The sequence below is a fragment of the Brevundimonas sp. genome (genome assembly GCF_965227765.1).
Classification (GTDB): domain Bacteria; phylum Pseudomonadota; class Alphaproteobacteria; order Caulobacterales; family Caulobacteraceae; genus Brevundimonas.
This window is the reverse complement of the sequence record NZ_OZ245778.1, coordinates 828,995-848,789: the sequence shown is the minus strand read 5'-3', so window position 1 is coordinate 848,789 and position 19,795 is coordinate 828,995. Positions and strand designations below refer to the sequence as shown.

The 19,795-nt window shown below is 67.1% G+C and carries 17 protein-coding genes; 7 read left to right on the top strand and 10 right to left on the bottom strand.

Features of this window, described 5'->3' with window-relative positions; translation table 11 throughout:
- Positions 1-9 precede the first annotated feature (9 nt).
- The 9 genes from ACO05L_RS04160 to ACO05L_RS04120 form a co-directional block, all read right to left on the bottom strand.
- Entirely contained in the window at positions 10-939 is a 930-nt protein-coding gene (locus ACO05L_RS04160; RefSeq protein WP_421731629.1) for a type II secretion system F family protein, read from the bottom strand.
- A 52-nt stretch (positions 940-991) separates the two neighbouring features.
- Positions 992-1,972, bottom strand: coding sequence for a type II secretion system F family protein (locus ACO05L_RS04155; protein WP_421730908.1), 981 nt, complete (start codon positions 1,970-1,972; stop codon positions 992-994).
- A gap of 5 nt (positions 1,973-1,977) precedes the next feature.
- The gene (locus tag ACO05L_RS04150; RefSeq protein WP_421731628.1) at positions 1,978-3,465 is read right to left on the bottom strand and encodes a CpaF family protein; all 1,488 of its coding nucleotides are present in this window, start codon (positions 3,463-3,465) and stop codon (positions 1,978-1,980) included.
- A gap of 169 nt (positions 3,466-3,634) precedes the next feature.
- Positions 3,635-5,158: a cellulose synthase operon protein YhjQ/BcsQ gene (locus ACO05L_RS04145; RefSeq protein ID WP_421730907.1), complete on the bottom strand. Its 1,524-nt coding sequence runs from the start codon at positions 5,156-5,158 to the stop codon at positions 3,635-3,637.
- Positions 5,159-5,160: 2 nt separating this feature from the next.
- The gene (locus ACO05L_RS04140) at positions 5,161-5,853 is read right to left on the bottom strand and encodes a CpaD family pilus assembly protein (protein ID WP_421730906.1); all 693 of its coding nucleotides are present in this window, start codon (positions 5,851-5,853) and stop codon (positions 5,161-5,163) included.
- 8 nt (positions 5,854-5,861) lie between these two features.
- A complete protein-coding gene (locus ACO05L_RS04135; RefSeq protein WP_421730905.1) occupies positions 5,862-7,445 on the bottom strand; it encodes a type II and III secretion system protein family protein in 1,584 nt (527 codons plus the stop codon).
- Positions 7,442-8,353 (bottom strand): Flp pilus assembly protein CpaB, encoded by a 912-nt coding sequence (cpaB, locus tag ACO05L_RS04130; RefSeq protein WP_421730904.1) that lies wholly within the window; start codon positions 8,351-8,353, stop codon positions 7,442-7,444. Before cpaB ends, ACO05L_RS04135 begins: the two co-directional genes overlap by 4 nt.
- 133 nt (positions 8,354-8,486) lie before the next feature.
- Positions 8,487-9,002 carry an A24 family peptidase gene (locus ACO05L_RS04125; protein WP_421730903.1) on the bottom strand — a complete coding sequence of 172 codons (516 nt, stop codon included), beginning with the start codon at positions 9,000-9,002 and terminating at the stop codon, positions 8,487-8,489.
- 125 nt (positions 9,003-9,127) lie between these two features.
- Positions 9,128-9,304: a Flp family type IVb pilin gene (locus ACO05L_RS04120; protein ID WP_421729893.1), complete on the bottom strand. Its 177-nt coding sequence runs from the start codon at positions 9,302-9,304 to the stop codon at positions 9,128-9,130.
- A gap of 235 nt (positions 9,305-9,539) precedes the next feature.
- On the opposite strand from ACO05L_RS04120, the gene ACO05L_RS04115 reads away from it, so the two are divergent.
- The 3 genes from ACO05L_RS04115 to ACO05L_RS04105 all read left to right on the top strand — a co-directional run bounded on the left by ACO05L_RS04115 (position 9,540) and on the right by ACO05L_RS04105 (position 12,796).
- Positions 9,540-10,415 carry a LysR family transcriptional regulator gene (locus tag ACO05L_RS04115; RefSeq protein ID WP_421730902.1) on the top strand — a complete coding sequence of 292 codons (876 nt, stop codon included), beginning with the start codon at positions 9,540-9,542 and terminating at the stop codon, positions 10,413-10,415.
- A gap of 166 nt (positions 10,416-10,581) precedes the next feature.
- Positions 10,582-11,199: a TetR family transcriptional regulator gene (locus ACO05L_RS04110; RefSeq protein WP_421730901.1), complete on the top strand. Its 618-nt coding sequence runs from the start codon at positions 10,582-10,584 to the stop codon at positions 11,197-11,199.
- 64 nt (positions 11,200-11,263) lie between these two features.
- Positions 11,264-12,796, top strand: a complete 1,533-nt coding sequence (locus tag ACO05L_RS04105) for an acyl-CoA carboxylase subunit beta (RefSeq protein WP_421730900.1) — start codon at positions 11,264-11,266, stop codon at positions 12,794-12,796.
- Between the two features lie 224 nt (positions 12,797-13,020).
- Here ACO05L_RS04105 and ACO05L_RS04100 read toward each other — a convergent pair whose 3' ends face one another.
- Complete coding sequence (locus ACO05L_RS04100) at positions 13,021-13,440, bottom strand: GIY-YIG nuclease family protein (protein WP_421730899.1); 420 nt, start codon at positions 13,438-13,440, stop codon at positions 13,021-13,023.
- Between the two features lie 145 nt (positions 13,441-13,585).
- On the opposite strand from ACO05L_RS04100, the gene ACO05L_RS04095 reads away from it, so the two are divergent.
- From ACO05L_RS04095 to mce, 4 genes are all read left to right on the top strand, one after another.
- Positions 13,586-15,583, top strand: coding sequence for a biotin carboxylase N-terminal domain-containing protein (locus ACO05L_RS04095; protein ID WP_421730898.1), 1,998 nt, complete (start codon positions 13,586-13,588; stop codon positions 15,581-15,583).
- Between the two features lie 187 nt (positions 15,584-15,770).
- The gene (locus tag ACO05L_RS04090; RefSeq protein ID WP_421730897.1) at positions 15,771-17,150 is read left to right on the top strand and encodes a methylmalonyl-CoA mutase family protein; all 1,380 of its coding nucleotides are present in this window, start codon (positions 15,771-15,773) and stop codon (positions 17,148-17,150) included.
- Positions 17,150-19,309: a methylmalonyl-CoA mutase gene (gene scpA, locus ACO05L_RS04085; protein ID WP_421730896.1), complete on the top strand. Its 2,160-nt coding sequence runs from the start codon at positions 17,150-17,152 to the stop codon at positions 19,307-19,309. The genes ACO05L_RS04090 and scpA overlap by 1 nt, the downstream gene beginning before the upstream one ends.
- The gene (gene mce / locus ACO05L_RS04080) at positions 19,306-19,731 is read left to right on the top strand and encodes a methylmalonyl-CoA epimerase (RefSeq protein WP_421730895.1); all 426 of its coding nucleotides are present in this window, start codon (positions 19,306-19,308) and stop codon (positions 19,729-19,731) included. The genes scpA and mce overlap by 4 nt, the downstream gene beginning before the upstream one ends.
- The last annotated feature ends 64 nt before the right edge of the window (positions 19,732-19,795 follow it).

Below are 19,795 nucleotides of genomic sequence, written 5' to 3'. Positions count from 1 at the left end.
GCCAGCCCCCTACTTGCCCGCCATCGTGTCCTGGATGTTGATGATCGCCGGACCCAGGATCACGACGAAGAGCACCGGCAGGAAGAAGATGATCATCGGCACGGTCAGCTTGGCCGGCAGAGCCGCAGCCTTCTTCTCGGCCGCCGCCAGACGCAGGTCGCGGTTTTCCTTGGCCATGGTGCGCAGGGCCACGCCCAGGGGCGTGCCGTACTGCTCGGCCTGGATCATGGCGGTCGAGACGGATTTGACGCCCGCATGGTTTGTACGCCGGCCCAGGCCCTCATAGGCCAGGCGGCGGTCGGGCAGATAGCTGAGCTCGGCCGACAACAGGCTCATTTCCTCGGCCAGTTCGATGGAAGAAGAGCCGATCTCCTGGCTGACCTTCTGGATCGCCGCCTCGATCGACATCCCGGCCTCGACGCAGATCAGCAACAGGTCGAGCGCGTCGGGAAAGGCTTCCATGATCGACTGGCGGCGCTTGGCGATGCGGTTCGAGAGATAGACGTTGGGCGCATAGAAGCCGATCACGGCGGCCGCCATCGTCGCCGTCACCCGGCTCATCACCGGCAGGCCGAAATCGTTGAACACGAACAGGTAGAAGCCCACCGCCGCAAAGAAGATGAAGGGCGAGGCGAAGCGGAAGAAATAGAATTGCGTCAGGGGTTTGGGCCCCCGGAACCCGGCCTGGGCCATCTTGTCCACGACCTTGGGATCTTCCAGCAGGGTGGTCAGGTTCAACCGGTCCACGACCCGTTTCTTGAAACCCTCGTCGGTGTGACGCAGGCCCGTGGCCCCTGTGCCGATCGCCTGGCGCGAACGGCGGCGCAGCTCATCGCGGCGCGTGGCCACGGCCTTCATCCGGTCGTCCAGTTTGGCCCCGCCCGCCATGCCGTTCAGCAGGGTGAACAGGGTGGCGAACACCAGGACGCCGACCAGCATGCTGATCAGGTTCTGCGGGTCTGTGAGGAAGTCGATCACGTTCGTTTCCCGATCAGAACTTGAAGGCGATCATTTTTTTCATGACGAAGATGCCCGACGCCATCCAGAAGGCGGCCCCCAGCAGCATGACCTGACCGCGCGGATCGGTGAACAGCAGCATCATGTAGGCGGGGGTGGTGATGAAGACGAGCGCCATCACCACGGGCGGCAGCGAGCCGATGATCCCCGCGGACGCCATGGCTTCGGACGACAGGGCCTTGATCTTCTCGCCCATCATGCGGCGCGCACGCAGCACTGTGGTCAGGTTGGACAGGGCCTCGGCCAGGTTGCCGCCGGTCTTCTGCTGGATGGCGATGACGATGGCGAAGAAGCGCAGTTCCGAGGTCGGCATCCGCTCGAACATCTTGTCCAGGGCCTGGCCCAGGGTCAGGCCGACGCCGACGCCCTCGACCAGCCGCTGGAACTCCGGCCCCAGGGGTGCGGGGCTCTCCTTGGCGATGATCTTGAAGCATTCGTGGACCGGCAGGCCCGACTTGATGCCGCGCACGATGACGTCGACGGCGTTGGCGAACTCGCCCGAAAACTTCTTCATCCGCCGCTTGCCGATGAAGCCCACGACCCAGCGCGGCAGGCCCAGGCCGAAGATCACGCCGATGCCCACGGCGATGAAGAAATTCATCCCGAACAGCAGGGACAACAGGAAGGCGACCACCCCCAGACAGGCGCTGATGATGATGAAGGTGCGGATGTTCATCGCCAGACCCGCCTGCTTCAGCTTGGCCGCCATGGTCATGCGGGCCTTGCGCTCCTTGCGGTCGGCCTCCTTCAGCTGAAGCATGATCTGCTTGCGTCGCGCCTCGGGCGTATTGGCGGCGGCGGCGGCGGCCTTGGTCGCGGCGGCGGTCTTGCGTCCGCCCCCCAGGCCCTGGGCTCGCTTGAGCGCATTGGTCGAGGAATCATCGCCGCCGACCAGGGCCCAGCCCAAGCCGCCGACGGTGATGAAGGCCAGAATGGCGGCGAGGACCGGCAGCATCCGCCCTACTCCGCCGCGTCCAAGGCCGACGCCAGCTCGCGCTCCAGCCCGTAATAGCGGGCGCGGTCCCAGAATCGGGGACGGGCGATGCCGGTCGAACGATGGCGACCAACGACCTTGCCGTTCTCGTCCTCGCCGGTGATCTCGTAGACGAACAGGTCCTGGGTCACGATCACGTCGCCTTCCAGACCCAGCACCTCGGTGATGTGGGTGATCCGACGCGAGCCATCGCGCAGGCGGGCGGCCTGGATGATGACATCGACCGAGCCGGCGATCATCTCGCGAATGGTCTTAGACGGCAGGCCATAGCCGCCCATGGTGATCATGGACTCCATCCGGCTGATGGCCTCACGCGGGCTGTTGGCGTGCAGGGTGCCCATCGAGCCGTCGTGGCCGGTGTTCATGGCCTGCAACAGGTCGAAGGCTTCGGGTCCGCGGACCTCGCCGACAATGATGCGTTCGGGCCGCATCCGCAGGCAGTTCTTGACCAGGTCGCGCATGGTGATCGTGCCCTGACCTTCTAGGTTGGGCGGGCGGGTTTCCAGGCGAACGACGTGCGGCTGTTGCAGCTGCAGTTCGGCGGCGTCCTCGCAGGTGATGACGCGTTCGGTCGGGTCGATGAAGGCGGTCAGGGTGTTGAGCAGGGTCGTCTTGCCCGAACCCGTACCGCCCGAGATAACGATATTGCAGCGGCAGGCGCCGATGACGCCCAGGACGCGGGCCCCTTCCGGGCTGATGGAGGCGTACTCCACCAGGTTCTTCATCGTCAGCTTGTCTTTCTTGAACTTCCGGATCGTCAGGGTCGCGCCGTCGATGGCCAGGGGCGGGGCGATGACGTTGACGCGGCTGCCGTCGGGCAGGCGGGCGTCGCAGATCGGGGAGCTTTCATCGACCCGGCGGCCGACCTGGGACACGATCCGCTGGCAGATGTTCATCAGCTGGGCGTTGTCGCGGAAACGGACGTTGGTCAGCTGGACCTTGCCGCCGACTTCGATGAAGACCCGGCCGGCGCCATTGACCATGATGTCGGCGATGTCGTCGCGCATCAGCAGGGGTTCGAGCGGACCGTAACCCAGGACGTCGTTGACGATATCCTGGACCAGATGCTCCTGCTCGGCGACCGACATGGAGACGTTCTTGATCGCCACCAGTTCGGCGACGATGTCGCGGATTTCCTCGGATGCGGCCTTGGTGTCCAGCTGCGCCAGCTGGGCCAGGTCGATGGTGTTCATCAGCGCGTTGAAGATGGTGGTCTTCGTGGCGTGATAATAGTCGCTCTGTTCGCGCACGATCTCGGTGACCGGTTGGGCGCGCTTCAGCTGTTCGAAGCCGGCGGTGGCCTTGGGGCCGGGACCGGCGGCGGGGGCCGGAGCGGCCGGGGCCGGGCGCGGACGTGCGGCCAGGGCGTCGAGACGATCCGCCGGGCCGGCGTCGGCCGGGACTGGAGCGGCCTGAGCGAAACCAGCCTGAGGGGCGAAACCCGCCTGGGGCACGACCGCCGGATCCTCGGCGACATAGACGAAGGGCTGGGACTGAACGCCCTGCTGGGGCTGGGGCGCGCCGCCATCCTGAGCAGGCGCAGGCGCCGGCCGGGACTGGAACTCGGGGGCCGGAGCCGAGGCGCCGGGCTGACCTGTACGTTTTCCGAACACGGCGGTCCCGTCAGCGCTTCTTGAACAGCTTGCCGAACAGCGAGCCGCCGTCGGTTTTGGTCTTGGCGGCTCCGCCTCGACCGGTCGCCGCCACTGGCAGTTCGCGGCGCGAGACGATCTGGGCCAGGGTCTGGAAGGCGTCGGCCGCCTTGGACTTGGCGCCCGCGTCGATGATCATCTGACCATTGTTGGCGGCGGCTCCGAACAGTTTGGCGTCGAACGGAATGATCAGGCTGGGCGCCACGCCCAAGGCCGCGCCGAAATCCTTGGCCGGGATTTCCGGGCGACCGGGCACGCCGACCTGGTTCAGCACCAGGCGGGGCGGGGCGTCGTTGGGACGGCCCGTGCGGATCAGGTCGATCATGTTCTTGGCGTTGCGCAGGCTGGCCAGGTCCGGCGTCGCCACGACCACGACCTCGTCGGCCGAGATCAGGGTCTTGCGCATCCAGCCCGACCACAGATGGGGCAGGTCCAGCACCACGAAGGGCGCCGTCGAGCGGATGCGGCTGGTGACCTCTTCGAAGGCGTCGGGGCTGATATCCCAGTCGACGTCCAGGGTTGCGGGCGCGGCGAACAGGCTCAGCTTGTCGGTGCAGCGGACCATCATCCGGTCCAGCAGGGTGGCGTCCAGCCGGTCGGGCTGCCCCAGGGCGTCGGCGACGCCGTTCAGCGGGTCCTGATTGAAATCCAGACCGGCGGTGCCGAACGGCAGGTCATAGTCGACGATGACCGTATTGGCGCCGATCCGCTCGCTCATCGCATAGGCTGTGTTGTGGGCCACCGAAGACGAGCCGGAGCCGCCACGCGCCCCGACGAAGGCGATCGAGCGTCCGACGAAGGGCTGGGCAGGATCGGCGAACAGGCCGCCGATGGCCGCGATCAGCTGCAGGGGCTGGATCGGTGCGACCAGATATTCGGAGACGCCGCGCCGCATCAGCTCGCGGAACAGGATGATGTCATTGGTCGCGCCGATGACGATGACCTTGGTGCCCGCATCGCAGACCTCGGCCAGGCTGTCGACGTGATGCAGCAGGGTCTGGGGATCATCCAGGCATTCGACCACGATCAGGGGCGGGGTCGGCTCGTGACGATAGGCCTCGACGGCGGCCGGCACGCCGCCGACGCGGATCTGGGTCGTGGCGCGCGACAGGCGACGGTCCTGACCGGCCCGCTCGGCCGAGGCCAGGGTGTCCTGGCGCTCGGCGAAGACGTGGATGGCGATGCGCGGGACCGACACCTCGGCGGCCAGGCCGCTGGCGATCGGCATGTGCGAGGCCGAACTGGCGACCACCGGCATGGAGGATTGCATGGGTTCCGGCTGGATCGCGGCCATCATGTCACCGACCGGATTAAAGGCCTGAGCGGGCGACGCAACGACCGGGGCTGCCCCGACCGGAGCCATGAACTGCAGCGGCTCACGCGCCTGAGCGGCGCCGGTCGGAGCAGGCATGGAGCCTTGCGGACCCAGTTCCAGATCGAGATCGAACTCGTCTTCGAAGGCATCATAGGCGCGAGGGGCGAAGGCGTTGGTCATGCCTATTCCACCGCCTGAGAGACACGCTGATTGGCCACCAGAAGCTCCTGCTGGCCCGCCGTCATCTCGCCTGCCCGATAGTCGGAGAACACCACCGAGCGGCGCCCCCCATCCGCGGGCGTCATGCCGCGTGGCTGGACGATGTCGCGCGGGTTCTCGATCTGGGCGGCCAGGTTGGCGGTGACGGCGCAGCCGAAATTGGCCGAGACCTCGTTGTTGGCCGTGCGGGTCAGGTTCGTCCAGTTGGTCCCGCATTGGGGCACGGCGGCGCGAATGGTGTCGTATCCGACCAGCACGGGAGCGCGGGCGTCCGGTCCGGCATAGGACAGCACCTGGATCTGCTGGCCGGGGACGCCCCTGGCCTCCAGAGCGTGGCGGACCTGATAGGCGAAGTCGGCGGCCACGGTGTCGCCGCCGGCCGGGGCCTCGACCCGCAGGACGGGCGCGCCTTCCAGGCCGAAGTTGTTGGCCAGACCGGTCAGGGCGTCGAGTTGGCGCGGCGACAGACCGCCTTCGCGCACGGCCAGGGCGACGCGTTCGACCCCCGGCTCGACCTGCAGGGTATAGCGCTGGGTCGGGGTCAGGGGCGCAGGGCCCTCGCCGCCAGCAGGGGCGCCCATGCAGCCCGCCAGCGCCAGGGATGCGGCGGCGGCGGCGGCGAGCAGGACAGAGTTGAACGGGGTGTTGCGGGTCATCGCCGGTCTCACTCGATCACATAGCCGACGGGACCCTGCCAGCCCGACCCGGGAGCGCCGGTGGGTGCAGGTGAGCCGTAGGTCTGGTTCAGGACGCCGAACAGGGTGGTCTGCAAATCGGTGGCGATGCGCAGGCCGTCAGCCGGAGTTTGCATCCGTCCCGGCGAGGTCGGGGTGACGATATAGGGCTCGACGATGACGACCAGTTCGGTCTCTCCGCTGACGTAGTCGCGCGAGCGGAACAGCGGGCCCAGAACCGGCACGTTCATCAGGCCAGGCAGGGAGTCCAGGTTCTGGCGGGTGTTTTCCTGCAACAGGCCGGCGATCATCATCGAGCCGCCGGAAGGCAGTTCGACGGTGCTCTGGGTCCGGCGGACGCTCAATCCCTGAAGCGTCAGCGAGGTGGGCGTGCCGGCACCGATGGTGAAGCCGCCCTGGCTGGTCAGTTCGGACACCTCGACCGAAATCTGCAGCGAGATGCGACCGCCCGACAGGACGATGGGGCGGAAGGCCAGACTGACGCCATAGGGTTTGTATTCGACAAGGAGGTTGCCCTGCTGGTCGCGACCGCTCGGCACCGGGAACTCGCCGCCGGCCAGGAAGCTGGCGGATTCACCGTTGACCGAGGTCAGGTTGGGCTCGGCCAGGGTGCGGATCAGACCGACCCGTTCGAACGCCTTGATGGTCGCTTCGCCCTTGTTGAGGTTGTCGCTGCCGGGGCCGGTGCCGGGCTGGGCGGTGTCCCAGTTGCCCGAGTCCTCCGGACCGTTGACCACGAACGGGCACATGGCGCCGGTCGGCTGGCTGGTGTTGTCGCAAAGACGCATCTGCTGATAGTTCCGCGTGGTGTCACGCGACGCGCCGCCGGTGAAACTGCCCAGGAACTCGCCGTTGATGCCGAAGCTGGCGGCTTGATTCAGCAGGAACTGGGTGCCGCCGATCTGGCCCAGAACGGCGCTGGCGTCGAAACCCAACTGCTTGATGGCGTTACGCTGGATCTCGACGACGCGGACCTTCAGCGTCACCTGATCCGAGCCCGCGACGCTCATCATGTTCATCACCTTCTCGGGCGCGGACACGAAGGCGCGGGCGACCTGGACGATGCGGTCGGCCTCGGCCGGACTGGTCACCAGGCCGGTCAGGATGATGCTGTCATTGACCGCCTCGGCGTGGACCTGGGCGCCGGGGGCGACGCGGGTGATGGTGTCCTGCAGCGCATAGACGCCCGCATCGACACGGACCTTGAGCGCCAGGATGGTGCGGCCCGAGGCGTCCAGAAAGACGGCGTCCGTCTGGCCGGGGGCCAGGCCGATGACGGTGATCCGGCGCGGCGAATGCAGCATGGCCTCGGCCACAGCCGGGTTGGAAACGATCACGTCACGCGCGTCGGCCGGAAGATCGACGGCGAAGGATGTGCCGCGCGGCAGGTTCACCAGTTGCGGCTCGGCGCCCATGGCCACGGTCGAACGGGCGCCGGGCCCATAGGACTGGGCCGCCGTAGAGGCCGGAACGACCCCGCTCATGGCGATCAGCGAGGCGCAGGCCAGGCCGGCCGTGCGACGCAGAAGAGAGACGGACACCAGAGGCCTCATTGCACCACGACCACTTCGGGAGCGCCGCCGCGGAAGATCCGCACAGCGGAGGCGGCGTTGCGCGGGGCCGCGACCCGGCCGGACGGCCCAGCCGTGTCGGCGTAGGAGCGCAGCACCAGCGACAGCTCGCCCTCGGACTTGGCCAGGGCCAGGGCCTCGGCGTCGGAGGGACGGACTTCCAGCGTGGCGGTCGCCCCGACCACGGCCTGTTCGTCCTCGCCGGCGCGGGTCGACTGGTCGATGGCCAGAACCTTGACGTTCTGCATGACGGTGGACGAGGCGAACTTGTCGCCCGCGTCGCCACCCATATTGGTCAGCCGGGTCTGCTTGGTCAGCAGCACATCGACCCGGTCGCCGGGCAGGATGAAGCCGCCGGCGGCCGTCTCGACCGTCACGCGAATGGCCATGGCCCGCATTCCGGGCTCCAGATAGGCGGCCATATAGCCGCTGTCCCCGGCGCGGACGATCTTGCGGCCGACAATGGGTTCGCCGGCCAGGATGGGCTCGCGCACGACCGATCCGAAATAGTCGGCCTTGCCGCCGGAGGTGGCGATGTCATTGGCCACGCGGCTGACGGCGGCGACGGCGCCCGCAGGCTTGGCGTCCGCCTTTGCGTCTTCTGGCTTGGCGTCGGCGGTCGGCACTGCGACCGAGCCGTCGGTGATGAAGGCGGGATTGACCTCGTCGACGGGCCAGTCCTTCCACGTCAGGTCTGCGTCGGTCAGGCGTTGACCGGGTTGGAGATCACGAGCGGCGACCAGCACCTTGGCCATCGGGCGGACCTCGACGGCGGCGGCCGAGGCGGCCGCGACCGGCTCGCCCTGCGACCCCATCGCGCGCACGACCAGGGCCAGCGCGATGGCTGCGACAGCGGCGACGCCGATGACGGCGATACGGGCGGGCTTCATCCATGATCTCCGACAGGACGGAGACACGGAATCGGTCTGCCGGGACTCTGCCGTTAACGATCATGAGGGGCGTGGGTTAACGCGTTCCTAAACACCGATCTACGAGCCCCAAGTCACCATCCGGCGGCCGGCGTCAGGCGGCCTGGGTGAAAACCGTGAACAGGGTGCTGGATGGAAAGGCCAGCAGCACGCCGATGGCGATGGCCACGCCATAGGGGATGTCGCCCTTGGGCTGAAGCAGATGATTGAGCCAGCCCGGCCCGGCCATGACATAGGGCGCCCACCAGCGCCGGGCGAAGATCAGGACCAGCGAGAAGACACCGCCTGCGACCCCCGTCCACAGCAGAAAAGCCCCAGATCCGGCCAGGCCCAGCCAGAGACAGGACGCCGCCATCAGCTTGGCGTCGCCGCCGCCGATCAGCCGGGCCGCGAACAAGGCCATGCCGACCACCAGGGCCGCCGCCGCCACGCCGACATGGACGGCGACGGTCATGGGCGAAAGGCCGACCAGGAAGGCTGCTGGAAAGAAGCCGAGGATCAACAGCCCCGAAATCCAGTTCGGAATGGTCATTGTCGTCAAGTCTCGCAGACCGGCCGCGATGACCAGGCAGGGCAACAGGCTGAGCATCAGCAGGGTCACGGTGTCCATGCAGGCATCCTGAAGCAAGGGCGTTAAGGTCAGGTATCGACGCTGCAGTTCGACGACACAAAAGCAAAGGGCCGGGGCGTTTCCGCCCCGGCCCTCGCCGGTTTCAAGACCTGTGGTCGCCTGTGTTAGGCGACGGTGCCGCCCATGGCGGTCACGATCTCGGTGAACTTGGCGGTGATCGAGGTGCCCAGGGCCGTGACGGCCGAGATGATGACGACGGCGATCAGAGCGGCGATCAGGCCGTACTCGATGGCGGTCGCGCCGGATTCGTCCTGAACGAACTTCGAAATGAACTTGGTCATGTGTATTCCCTTTGAAAGACGGTGAAGCGAGCAATGATGGCTGGGGGGCGCCGGTCGCCCGCTTTACCCCCAAACGCTTGAGCATCATGGCGGCGGTCGGTTAAAGCCGCGTGGCCGGTCGTAGTTACCCTGGCGTTCACCTTGAATTTCCGCTCGGCGGACCGCGCTCTGCAACAAAGCCAGGCCGACCCGACGAAAGCTTGCATTTCTGCATGAACCCGTGTGCGGTCCTGCAATGTTCGACTGGGACGACATCCGTATCTTCGTGGCCGCCGCACGGGCCGGCTCTCTGGGCGGCGCCGCCCAGCGACTAGGCATCGACGCCGCCACCGTGGGGCGCCGTGTGGCCCGGCTGGAAAGCGCGCTGAAATCGACGCTCGTCGTGCGTTCCGCCTCAGGTCTGCAGCTGACCCCGGCGGGCGCACAGCTTCTCGAGGTCGGACTTCAGGCCGAGACCGCCATGAGCGGCGTCGGCGACCTGGCCCAGGCGGACGCCGTGGCCGGCACCGTGCGGATCAGCACGTCCGAGGGCTTCGGCGGAGCCGTCCTGGCCCCTGCCCTGCCCGACCTGCGGCGCAAGCGGCCCGGCCTGCGCATCGAACTGGCCGCCAGCGCAGGATACCTGTCGGCCAGCCGCCGCGAGGTCGACATGGCCATCACCCTGAACACCCCCGACAGCGGGCGGCTGATCGTCGAGCCCCTGACGCCGTATCAACTCGCCCTCTACGCCTCGTCCGACTACCTCAAGCAACGCACGGCGCCTGACGACGTCGAGGACCTGACCGGGTTCGAGATCGTCGGCTATGTCGACGACCTGATCATCACGCCCGAGCTGCGCTATCTCGATGAGGTCCGCCCCGGCCTGACGCCGCACCTGGCCAGTTCCTCCATCCGGGGCCAGCGCGAGATCATCGCCTCGGGCGGCGGGATCGGCGTCCTGCCCTGCTTCCTGGCCGAGGGGCTGGAGCGGGTCCTGCCAGATGTCCTGCTGCAACGCCGCTTCTGGCTCAGCACCCACCGCGAGGTGCACGACACGGCGCGGATGCGGGCGGTGCGGACCTGGGTCAAGGACCTGTGCGCGCACAGCCTGGGCCGCCTGTCGCCGTACTAGCAATCCTCCCCCATCGGGGGAGGGGGACCGCGAAGCGGTGGAGGGGCCAGCCCCAGACACCGGCATATCCAGTGAGCCCCCTCCGTCACGGCGCGAAGCCGCGCCGAGCCACCTCCCCCGACGGGGGAGGATTTGATTTCGCGCGTTTCGTGCTACCACCCGACGCATGAGTAGTGTTTCCAGCAGCACAGCCGCCGACGATCCCTGGACTGGCGGAGCAGACGCCAAGCGCGAGGCCGTGCTGTCGGCCGCCGCCTCGGCCTTCGTGCAGGACGGATACGGCGCCACCTCCATTGATGACATCGCCGCCCGGCTCGGCGTGTCCAAACCGACCATCTACTACTACGCCGGCGGCAAGCAGGCCCTGCTGGGCGCCTGTTTCTCGGTGGCGCTCGACGGCTATTCCGAGGCGGTCGAAGAGGGTGCGGTCGCCGGCGTCGACGGTCGCGCGCGGCTGCACCAAGTGGTTCAGAAATATGTGGAAATCACCGCCACGGTTTACGGGCGATGCCTGCACCGTGTGCCCGATGTCGAGCTGACCCCCGAGGTTCGCGACCGCCTGCGCGCGGTCAAGCGCAAGGTGGACGCCCGCATCCGCGACCTGCTGCGCGAGGGGGTCCGCGACGGGTCCCTGCGCACCGCCGACGTGCGCATGTCCACCTTCGTCATCTCCGGCGCGATGAACTCCATCGCCCAGTGGTACGCCCCCGGCGGCGCCCTGACCCCGCAGGAAATCGCCGAACGCCTGTGGGACACCTTCTCCGAAGGCGTCAGGCCCAGATGACGTTGGCCCGTTGACCTTCCTCGACACTTCCGCCATGAACTCTACTCGCGAGTAGGAAATCCAGATGCAGCACATTCTCGATCAACTGGAACAACGCCGGGCCGGAGCGGTCCTGGGCGGCGGCGAGGCGCGGATCGCCGCCCAGCACGCCAAGGGCAAGCTGTCGGCGCGCGAACGCATCGCCGTCCTGCTGGACGAGGGCTCGTTCGAAGAGACCGACATGTTCGTCGAGCACCGCTCGCACCAGTTCGGCATGGAGAAGCAGCGCATCCCCGGCGACGGCGTCGTGACCGGCAGAGGCACCATCGGCGGCCGTCTTGTCTATGTCTTCTCGAAGGACTTCACCGTCTTCGGCGGCTCCCTGTCGGGCGCCCACGCGGCCAAGATCGTCAAGCTGCAGAAGATGGCCCTGACGACCGGCGCCCCGATCATCGGCCTGTTCGACGCCGGCGGCGCGCGCATCCAGGAGGGGGTCGAGGCCCTGGCCGGATACGCCGACATCTTCCTGCAGAACACCCTGGCCTCGGGCGTCATCCCCCAGATCAGCGTCATCATGGGGCCGTGCGCGGGCGGCGACGTCTATTCGCCCGCCATCACCGACTTCATCTTCATGGTGAAGGACACGTCCTACATGTACGTGACCGGCCCGGACGTGGTGAAGACCGTCACCAACGAGGTCGTGACCCACGAGGACCTGGGCGGCGCCAAGGTCCATGCCCAGAAATCCGGCGTCGCCGACGGCGCCTTCGAGAACGATCTGGAGGCCCTCAGCGAGGTTCGCCGCCTGATCGGTTTCCTGCCCCTGTCGAACCGCGAGAAGCCGCCTACGCGCGATAGCTACGACGACCCGTCCCGCGACGAGGCGTCCCTGGACACCCTGATCCCGGCCAATCCGAACCAGCCCTATGACATGAAGGAGCTGATCCTGAAGACGGTGGATGAGGCCGATTTCTTCGAGATCGGCGCCGACTTCGCCCGGAACATCATCTGCGGTTTCGGCCGTCTGGACGGCCAGCCGGTCGGCATCGTCGCCAACCAGCCTCAGGTTCTGGCGGGCGTTCTGGACATCGATTCCAGCCGCAAGGCCGCTCGGTTCGTGCGCTTCTGCGACGCCTTCGGCATTCCGATCGTGACCTTCGTGGACGTGCCCGGCTTCATGCCCGGCACCAAGCAGGAGTACGGCGCTTTGATCAAACACGGCGCCAAGCTGCTGTTCGCCTATGCCGAGGCCACCGTGCCCAAGCTGACCCTGATCACGCGCAAGGCCTATGGCGGCGCCTATGACGTGATGTCGTCCAAACACCTGCGCGGCGACGTCAACTACGCCTGGCCCACCGCCGAGATCGCGGTCATGGGCGCCAAGGGCGCGGTCGAGATCATCTTCCGCAAGGAGGCCGGCGACCCCGAGGCCTTGGCGGCGCGCGAAGCCGAGTACAAGGACAAGTTCGCCAACCCCTTCGTGGCGGCGGGCCTGGGCTATATCGACGACGTCATCATGCCGCACGGGACGCGTCGCCGCCTGATCCGCGCGCTGGGCACGCTGAAGAACAAAGTCCAGGAAAACCCCTGGAAGAAGCACGACAACATTCCGCTTTAGGGGCTTCGTCGTTGCATCCGCTCTCCCATTCACTGTCATCCTCGGGCCTGTCCCGAGGATCCAGACACGCCGTCGCCGACGATGGCGCGCGGGCAGGCGCTTGCCTCACCTCGTCATCCTCGCCCCTGTGGCGAGGATCCCGAAACACCGTCGAAGACGGTACGCCATGTCCGACGCCACGAGTCTGGGCCCTAGGCACAAGGCCTAGGGTGACGGGGGAAGTTTTACTTGTCCTCGGTCGGCCAGTCCTTCGGGAGCGGTCGCGGCCTGGGCGGCTCAGGCTCGCGCGGCGTCCAGTCGCGGTACAGCTCGGGATCGGACGCAACCGCAGCGCCTCCGCTGACCAGGCTGTCGTAGAGGTCGGTCCACAGCGGGTTCAGTCGCTCGATCAGGTTGCACTTCCAGTCGCGGGAATAGCGTTTGAGCGATTTCTCCCGCTGGATGGCGACGGTCATCAGGGTATGGGTTTCGTACCAGACCAGACGGGTCAGACCGTGTCGCTTGGTGAAGCTGTTGTCGTCTCCCAGCCCGGTCCGGTGCTGGTGAACGCGCGCGATAAGATGCCCCGTCACGCCGACGTAGACCGTTCCGTGCATACGGTTCGCCATCATGTAGCAGCCGATGATGCCGTCGCGCGCGACCATTCGCCGTCCCCCAATCCGTCATCCTCGGGCCTGTCCCGAGGATCCAGAAACACCGTCGACGACGGTAATTCACGATCCGCACCGAGTGTCTGGATCCTAGGCACAAGGCCTAGGATGACGATGTTCTGTAAATCTCAGGGCCGCCATGTTTAAAAAGATCCTCATCGCCAACCGGGGCGAAATCGCCGTTCGGATCATCAAGACCTGTCGCAAGATGGGCATCAAGACGGTGCTGGTGCACTCGGACGCCGACACCGGCTCGCTGGCCTATGAGATGGCCGACGAGACCATCCATATCGGCGGCTCGCCGGCGGCCCAGTCCTATCTGATCCAGGACAAGATCGTGGACGCGGTGCGCCAGTCGGGCGCAGAGGCTGTGCACCCCGGCTTTGGCTTCCTGTCGGAGAACCCGGTTTTCGCGCGCCGGCTCGAGGCCGAGGGCATCACCTTCATCGGCCCGAACCCCCACGCCATCGAGGCGATGGGCGACAAGATCACCTCCAAGAAGTTCGCCGCCGAGGCGGGCGTCTCGACCGTTCCGGGCCACATGGGCCTGATCGAGACGACCGAAGAGGCCGTGAAGATCGCCCGCGAGATCGGCTATCCGGTCATGATCAAGGCGTCGGCCGGCGGCGGCGGCAAGGGCATCCGGGTCGCGGAATCCGACGAGGACATGGCCGAGGGCTTTGCGGCGGTGAAGGCCGAGGCCCTGACCGCATTCGGCGACGACCGCGTCTTCCTCGAGAAGTTCATCGTTAATCCGCGCCACATCGAGATCCAGGTGCTGGGCGACAAGCACGGCAATATCGTCAGCCTGTTCGACCGCGAATGCTCGATCCAGCGCCGGAACCAGAAGGTCATCGAAGAGGCGCCGAGCCCCCTGCTGGACGACGCCACGCGCAAGCTGATGGGGGATCAGGCCATCGCCCTGGCCCGCGCGGTGAACTACGACTCGGCCGGCACGGTGGAGTTCGTCGCCGGTCAGGACCGCAGCTTCTACTTCCTGGAAATGAACACCCGGCTTCAGGTCGAGCACCCGGTGACGGAGCTGATCACCGGCGTCGATCTGGTCGAGCAGATGATCCGTTCGGCGGCGGGCGAGACGATGGCCTTCGGTCAGGACGACCTGAAGATCAACGGCTGGGCCATCGAGAGCCGCATCTACGCCGAAGACCCCTATCGCGGCTTCCTGCCGTCGATCGGCCGTCTGGTCCGCTATGAGCAACCCGAAGAGGGCGATCAGGGCGACTATACCGTCCGCAACGACACCGGCGTCCGCGAAGGCGACGAGATCTCGATGTTCTACGATCCCATGATCGCCAAGCTCTGCACCTGGGGCGAGACGCGCATCGAGGCGGTCGAGGGCATGGCCCGCGCGCTGGAAGACACCCACCTGAACGGCGTCGGCCATAACGTGCCCTTCCTGGCCGCCGTGATGGATCAGGAGCGGTTCCGCTCTGGCAATCTGTCGACCTCCTACATCAAGGACGAGTTCCCCGAAGGCTTCACCGGCGTGCCCGCGGGCGCCCTGCAGAAGGACGTCATGGTCGCCGCCGCTGTGGCCATGAACGAGATCATCTCGGACCAGTCCGGCGACCCGTCGCAACGCACCGACTGGATCGTCCTGATCGACAGCCAGCCCATCGGCGTCTCGGTTGGCTATGACGACGAAGAGGCCCTGACGCTGGAGCTGACCGGCGAAGACCGCGTGCTCAGCCTGTCGGACATCGACTGGCGTCCGGGCCAGGCCCAGTTCCGCGGCGTGCTGGCCAGTTCTGGTGAAGAAGGCGACGCCTTCACCGCCGAGGTGAAGCGGGTCGCCGATGGGTTCGAAATCCGTTCGCGCGCCTCGAAATCGCGCGTGCGGGTGCTGAGCCCCGCCGTCGCCGAGCTGTTCGCCCGCCTGCCCGAAAAGGTCGCGGCCGATACCTCCAAGCTGATCCAGTCGCCGATGCCGGGTCTGGTCGTCTCGATCAATGTCGAGCCGGGCCAGGCGGTGAAGACCGGCGAGACCGTCGCCATCATCGAAGCCATGAAGATGCAGAACATCATGAAGGCCGAGCGTGACGGCGTGGTCAAACTCGTCGGCGCCAAGGCCGGCGATCCGGTCGCGGCCGACGACGTGCTGGTCGAGTTCGAGTGATGAGCGTCTCTCTCTTTCGTCATTCCGGGCGAAGCGTAGCGAAGACCCGGAACGGGGCGGCGCCGCAGCGAAGCGCAGGCGATAACGGCGGCAGAAACGCGCGCGACAGTTTCGCGCTCTCGCGCGCCGCCTTGTTCCGGGTCGCGCCGCGCGCGCCCGGAATGACGAAAGGGATGGGAGCCCACGCATGACCTTCGAAACCCCCACCCCCGAGCAATGGCGCGACAGCGCCATCAAGGCGCTGAAGGACAGGCCGCTGGAAAGCCTGCTCCATCTGGATGCGGACCACCTGGCGATCCGGCCCCTCTATGCCGACGCGACCGGGATCACCCCCCTGTTCACGCCGCGCACCACCGACGCCGAAGGCCGGTCCTGGGATCTGCGGACCCAGGTCGAGGGCGATGACGCCCTGGCCGTCAACGCCGCCGTCCTGACCGATCTGGAAGGCGGCGCGGCCAGCGTGATCGTTTCGGGCGGCGTCCTGGCCGACGCCGACGTGCTGGGCCGGGCGCTGGAGAATGTTGCGCTGGAACTGGCGGCCGTGGGTCTGGACGCCGGGCTGGACGGTCCGTCCGCCGCCGACGCCCTGGCCGTCGTGGCCAAGGGCTCGCCGCGCGCCAAGCTGATGTTCCACCTCGATCCGATCTCGGCCCATGCCGCGAACGGCGGATCGCCCCGCCCGCTTCAGGACCATGTGACCGAGGCGGCCCAGACCGCCGCGCGTCATGCCAACACCTATCCCGAGGCGACCTTCTTCCTCGCCAGCGGCCGTGCGGTGCATGAGGCCGGCGGATCGGCGGGCCAGGAACTGGGCGTCATCGCCGCCAGCATCGTCGCCTATGTCCGGGCCGCCATTGATGCCGGCCTCAGCGCGGAGCAGGCCCTGAAGGGCACGGTCCTGAGCCTGTCGGTCGACGCCGAATATTTCGACAGCCTGGCCAAGACGAGGGCGCTGCGCCTGATCTGGGCCTCGGTGACCAAGGCGTTCGATCTCGACATCGCCGCCAATATCGAGACGCGGTCGTCGCGCCGGATGCTGGCCTCTCGCGACCCCTGGCCCAACCTGCTGCGTCTGACCGCCGCCGGGTTCGCCGGCGCGGTGGGCGGCGCCGATGCGGTCGTGTTGGACGGCTTCACCCGCGCCTCTGGCCGCCCCGACGCCTTCGCCCGGCGTCAGGCCAGGAACACCCAGATCGTCCTGATGGAAGAGGCGCACCTGGGCCGGGTCGACGATCCCGCCGCCGGGTCCTGGTTCCTCGACAGCCGCACCCAAGACATGGCCCAGGCCGGCTGGGCCGAGTTCCAGCGCATCGAGCGCGAGGGCGGCATCGTCGCCTCGCTGAAGGGCGGCGCCGTCCAGATGCGCGTCGCCGCCGCGCGCCAAACCCTGCAGAACGCCTATGACAAGGGCGCCAGCCAGATCATCGGCGTGACCAAGTTCGTAGATCCCGATGTGCGGCCTGCCCCAATAGAGCCATCCGCTGCGCGCGCCTCCGCTGCAATCACCGACAGCTGCGCGCCCCTGCTTCCCATTCGCTTCGCCGCCGCCTTCGAGAAGGCTGACTGATGACCTTCCCCGACTTCACCAAGGCCCCGCTCGATCTCGGCGCCACCGGCACGGGTCCGGCCCGCGAACCCTGGACCACGCCCGAAGGCATCGAGGTCGCCTCGGCCTATGACGCCGCCGCCATCGCCGGAAATGAATCCGTGCACGGACTGCCCGGCTTTGCGCCCTTCCTGCGCGGCCCCTATCCGACCATGTACGCGGGCAATCCGTGGACCATCCGCCAGTACGCCGGCTTCTCGACCGCAGAGGCCTCGAACGCCTTCTATCGCCGGAACCTGGCAGCGGGTCAGAAGGGTCTGTCCATCGCCTTCGATCTGGCCACGCACAGAGGCTATGACTCGGATCACCCGCGGGTGAAGGGCGACGTCGGCATGGCCGGTGTGGCCATCGATTCCATCCTGGACATGCGGACCCTGTTCGACGGCATTCCGCTGGACCAGATGTCGGTCTCCATGACCATGAACGGCGCCGTCCTGCCGATCCTGGCCCTCTATGTCGTCGCCGCCGAAGAGCAGGGCGTGCCGCACGCCAAGCTGACCGGGACCATCCAGAACGACATCCTCAAGGAGTTCATGGTCCGGAACACCTACATCTATCCGCCCGAGCCCTCGATGCGGATCATTGCGGACATCTTCGAGTGGACGGCGAAGGAAACGCCCAAGTTCAACTCCATCTCCATCAGCGGCTATCACATGCAGGAGGCCGGAGCCTCGGCCGATATCGAGCTGGCCTATACCCTGTCGGATGGGATCGAATACCTGCGCGCGGGCAAGGCGGCGGGGATGGAGATCGACACGTTCGCGCCGCGCCTGAGCTTCTTCTGGGCCATCGGCATGAACTACTTCATGGAGGTCGCAAAGATGCGCGCCGGCCGCCTGTTGTGGGCCGAGGCGGTGCGCAAGGAGGGCGGCGTCAATCCGAAATCCCTGAGCCTTCGCGCCCACTGTCAGACCTCAGGCTGGAGCCTGGCGGCGCAGGATGTGTTCAACAATGTCTCGCGCACCATGGTCGAGGCCATGGCGGCGGCGGGCGGCCAGACCCAGTCCCTGCACACCAATGCGCTGGACGAGGCCCTGGCCCTGCCGACCGATTTCTCGGCCCGGATCGCGCGCAACACCCAGATCCTGCTGCAGACCGAGACCGGCCTGACGCGGACCATCGACCCCTGGGGCGGCAGCTATTACGTCGAGAAACTGACCCAGGAACTGGCCGACAGGGCGCGCGCCCTGATGGACGAGGTCGAGGCCGCAGGCGGCATGGCCAAGGCCATCGAGGCCGGGATTCCCAAGCTGCGGATCGAGGAATCCGCCGCCAAGACCCAGGCCCGCATCGACACCGGCAAGCAGACGGTCGTCGGCGTGAACCGCTATCTGAACGACGTCGCCGACGACATCCCGATGCTCAAGGTCGACAACGCCGCCGTGCTTTCGGCCCAGATCGACAAGCTGAAAAAGCTGCGCGCCGAACGCGATGAAGCCAGGACCCAGGCCGCGCTGGACGCCCTGACCGAAGGCGCGCGCGGCACGGCCAACCTGCTGGAACTGTCGGTCCAGGCCGCCCGCGCCCACGCCACGGTCGGCGAGATCTCCGATGCGCTGGAGGCCGCCTTCGGTCGCCACGTCGCCTCGGTGAAGACCGTCTCGGGCGTTTACGCCAAGGAGGCCGGTAAGGATGCCCGCTTCGCTCGCGCTCGCGACATGGTCGCGGCCTTCGTCGAGAACGACGGCGGCCCGCCGCGCATCCTGATCGCCAAGCTGGGCCAGGACGGCCACGACCGGGGCCAGAAGGTTATCGCCACCGGCTACGGCGACCTGGGCCTCGACGTCACGGCGGGTTCGCTGTTCCAGACGCCCGCCGAGGCCGCGCGCGACGCGGTGGCGGCCAATGTTCATGCGGTCGGCGCCTCCTCGCTGGCCGCCGGTCACCTGACCCTGGTGCCCGAGCTGCGCGCCGAACTGGCCAAGCTGGGGCGCGAGGACATCATGATCGTGGTCGGGGGCGTCATCCCGCCGTCGGATGTTCAGCCCCTGATCGACATGGGCGCCGCCGCCGTCTATCCGCCCGGCTCGACCGTGGCCGACACGGCCGTGGACCTGATCGAGAAGCTGAACCTGCGGCTGGGTTACGCCCAGCCCGCTCCTGAAAAGGTCCCCGCATGATCGGCAATCTGAACCATGTCGGCGTCGCCACGCCCTCCATCGCCGAGTCCATCAAGCTCTATCGCGACATCCTCGGCGCGACGAAGATCGGCGAGCCTTTCGACCTGCCGGCGCAAGGGGTGAAGGTCTGTTTCGTCGATACGCCGACGGCCCAGATCGAGCTGATCGAGCCCTATGACGACAAGAGCCCGATCGTCGGCTTCCTGGCCAAGAACCCCAAGGGCGGACAACACCACGTCTGTTTCGAAGTCGCCGACATCCACGCCGCCATCGCCGAGATGCGCAGCAAGGGCGTGACCATCCTGGGCACGGGCGAGCCCCGCATCGGCGCCCACGGAACCCCCGTCGTCTTCCTCCATCCCAAGGAAATGGGTGGGGTTCTGATCGAACTCATGGAGACGCCGAAAGGCGACGCTCACTAGCGACAAGACAAAGTTTCCCTTACGGCAACATTCGGCTTTGGCCGAAGGCGCCGCCCCGTGCCTG

Excerpts from the sequence above, each read along its gene's own strand:
- ACO05L_RS04105 (WP_421730900.1), top strand. The coding sequence starts at position 11,264 with ATGCAGCACATTCTCGATCAACTGGAACAACGCCGGGCCGGAGCGGTC.
- ACO05L_RS04155 (WP_421730908.1), bottom strand. The coding sequence starts at position 1,972 with ATGCTGCCGGTCCTCGCCGCCATTCTGGCCTTCATCACCGTCGGCGGC.
- ACO05L_RS04145 (WP_421730907.1), bottom strand. The coding sequence starts at position 5,158 with ATGACCAACGCCTTCGCCCCTCGCGCCTATGATGCCTTCGAAGACGAG.
- cpaB (WP_421730904.1), bottom strand. The coding sequence starts at position 8,353 with ATGAAGCCCGCCCGTATCGCCGTCATCGGCGTCGCCGCTGTCGCAGCC.
- ACO05L_RS04140 (WP_421730906.1), bottom strand. The coding sequence starts at position 5,853 with ATGACCCGCAACACCCCGTTCAACTCTGTCCTGCTCGCCGCCGCCGCC.
- ACO05L_RS04160 (WP_421731629.1), bottom strand. The coding sequence starts at position 939 with ATGCTGGTCGGCGTCCTGGTGTTCGCCACCCTGTTCACCCTGCTGAAC.
- ACO05L_RS04095 (WP_421730898.1), top strand. The coding sequence starts at position 13,586 with ATGTTTAAAAAGATCCTCATCGCCAACCGGGGCGAAATCGCCGTTCGG.
- ACO05L_RS04090 (WP_421730897.1), top strand. The coding sequence starts at position 15,771 with ATGACCTTCGAAACCCCCACCCCCGAGCAATGGCGCGACAGCGCCATC.
- ACO05L_RS04120 (WP_421729893.1), bottom strand. The coding sequence starts at position 9,304 with ATGACCAAGTTCATTTCGAAGTTCGTTCAGGACGAATCCGGCGCGACC.
- scpA (WP_421730896.1), top strand. The coding sequence starts at position 17,150 with ATGACCTTCCCCGACTTCACCAAGGCCCCGCTCGATCTCGGCGCCACC.
- ACO05L_RS04110 (WP_421730901.1), top strand. The coding sequence starts at position 10,582 with ATGAGTAGTGTTTCCAGCAGCACAGCCGCCGACGATCCCTGGACTGGC.
- ACO05L_RS04100 (WP_421730899.1), bottom strand. The coding sequence starts at position 13,440 with ATGGTCGCGCGCGACGGCATCATCGGCTGCTACATGATGGCGAACCGT.
- mce (WP_421730895.1), top strand. The coding sequence starts at position 19,306 with ATGATCGGCAATCTGAACCATGTCGGCGTCGCCACGCCCTCCATCGCC.
- ACO05L_RS04135 (WP_421730905.1), bottom strand. The coding sequence starts at position 7,445 with ATGAGGCCTCTGGTGTCCGTCTCTCTTCTGCGTCGCACGGCCGGCCTG.
- ACO05L_RS04125 (WP_421730903.1), bottom strand. The coding sequence starts at position 9,002 with ATGGACACCGTGACCCTGCTGATGCTCAGCCTGTTGCCCTGCCTGGTC.
- ACO05L_RS04115 (WP_421730902.1), top strand. The coding sequence starts at position 9,540 with ATGTTCGACTGGGACGACATCCGTATCTTCGTGGCCGCCGCACGGGCC.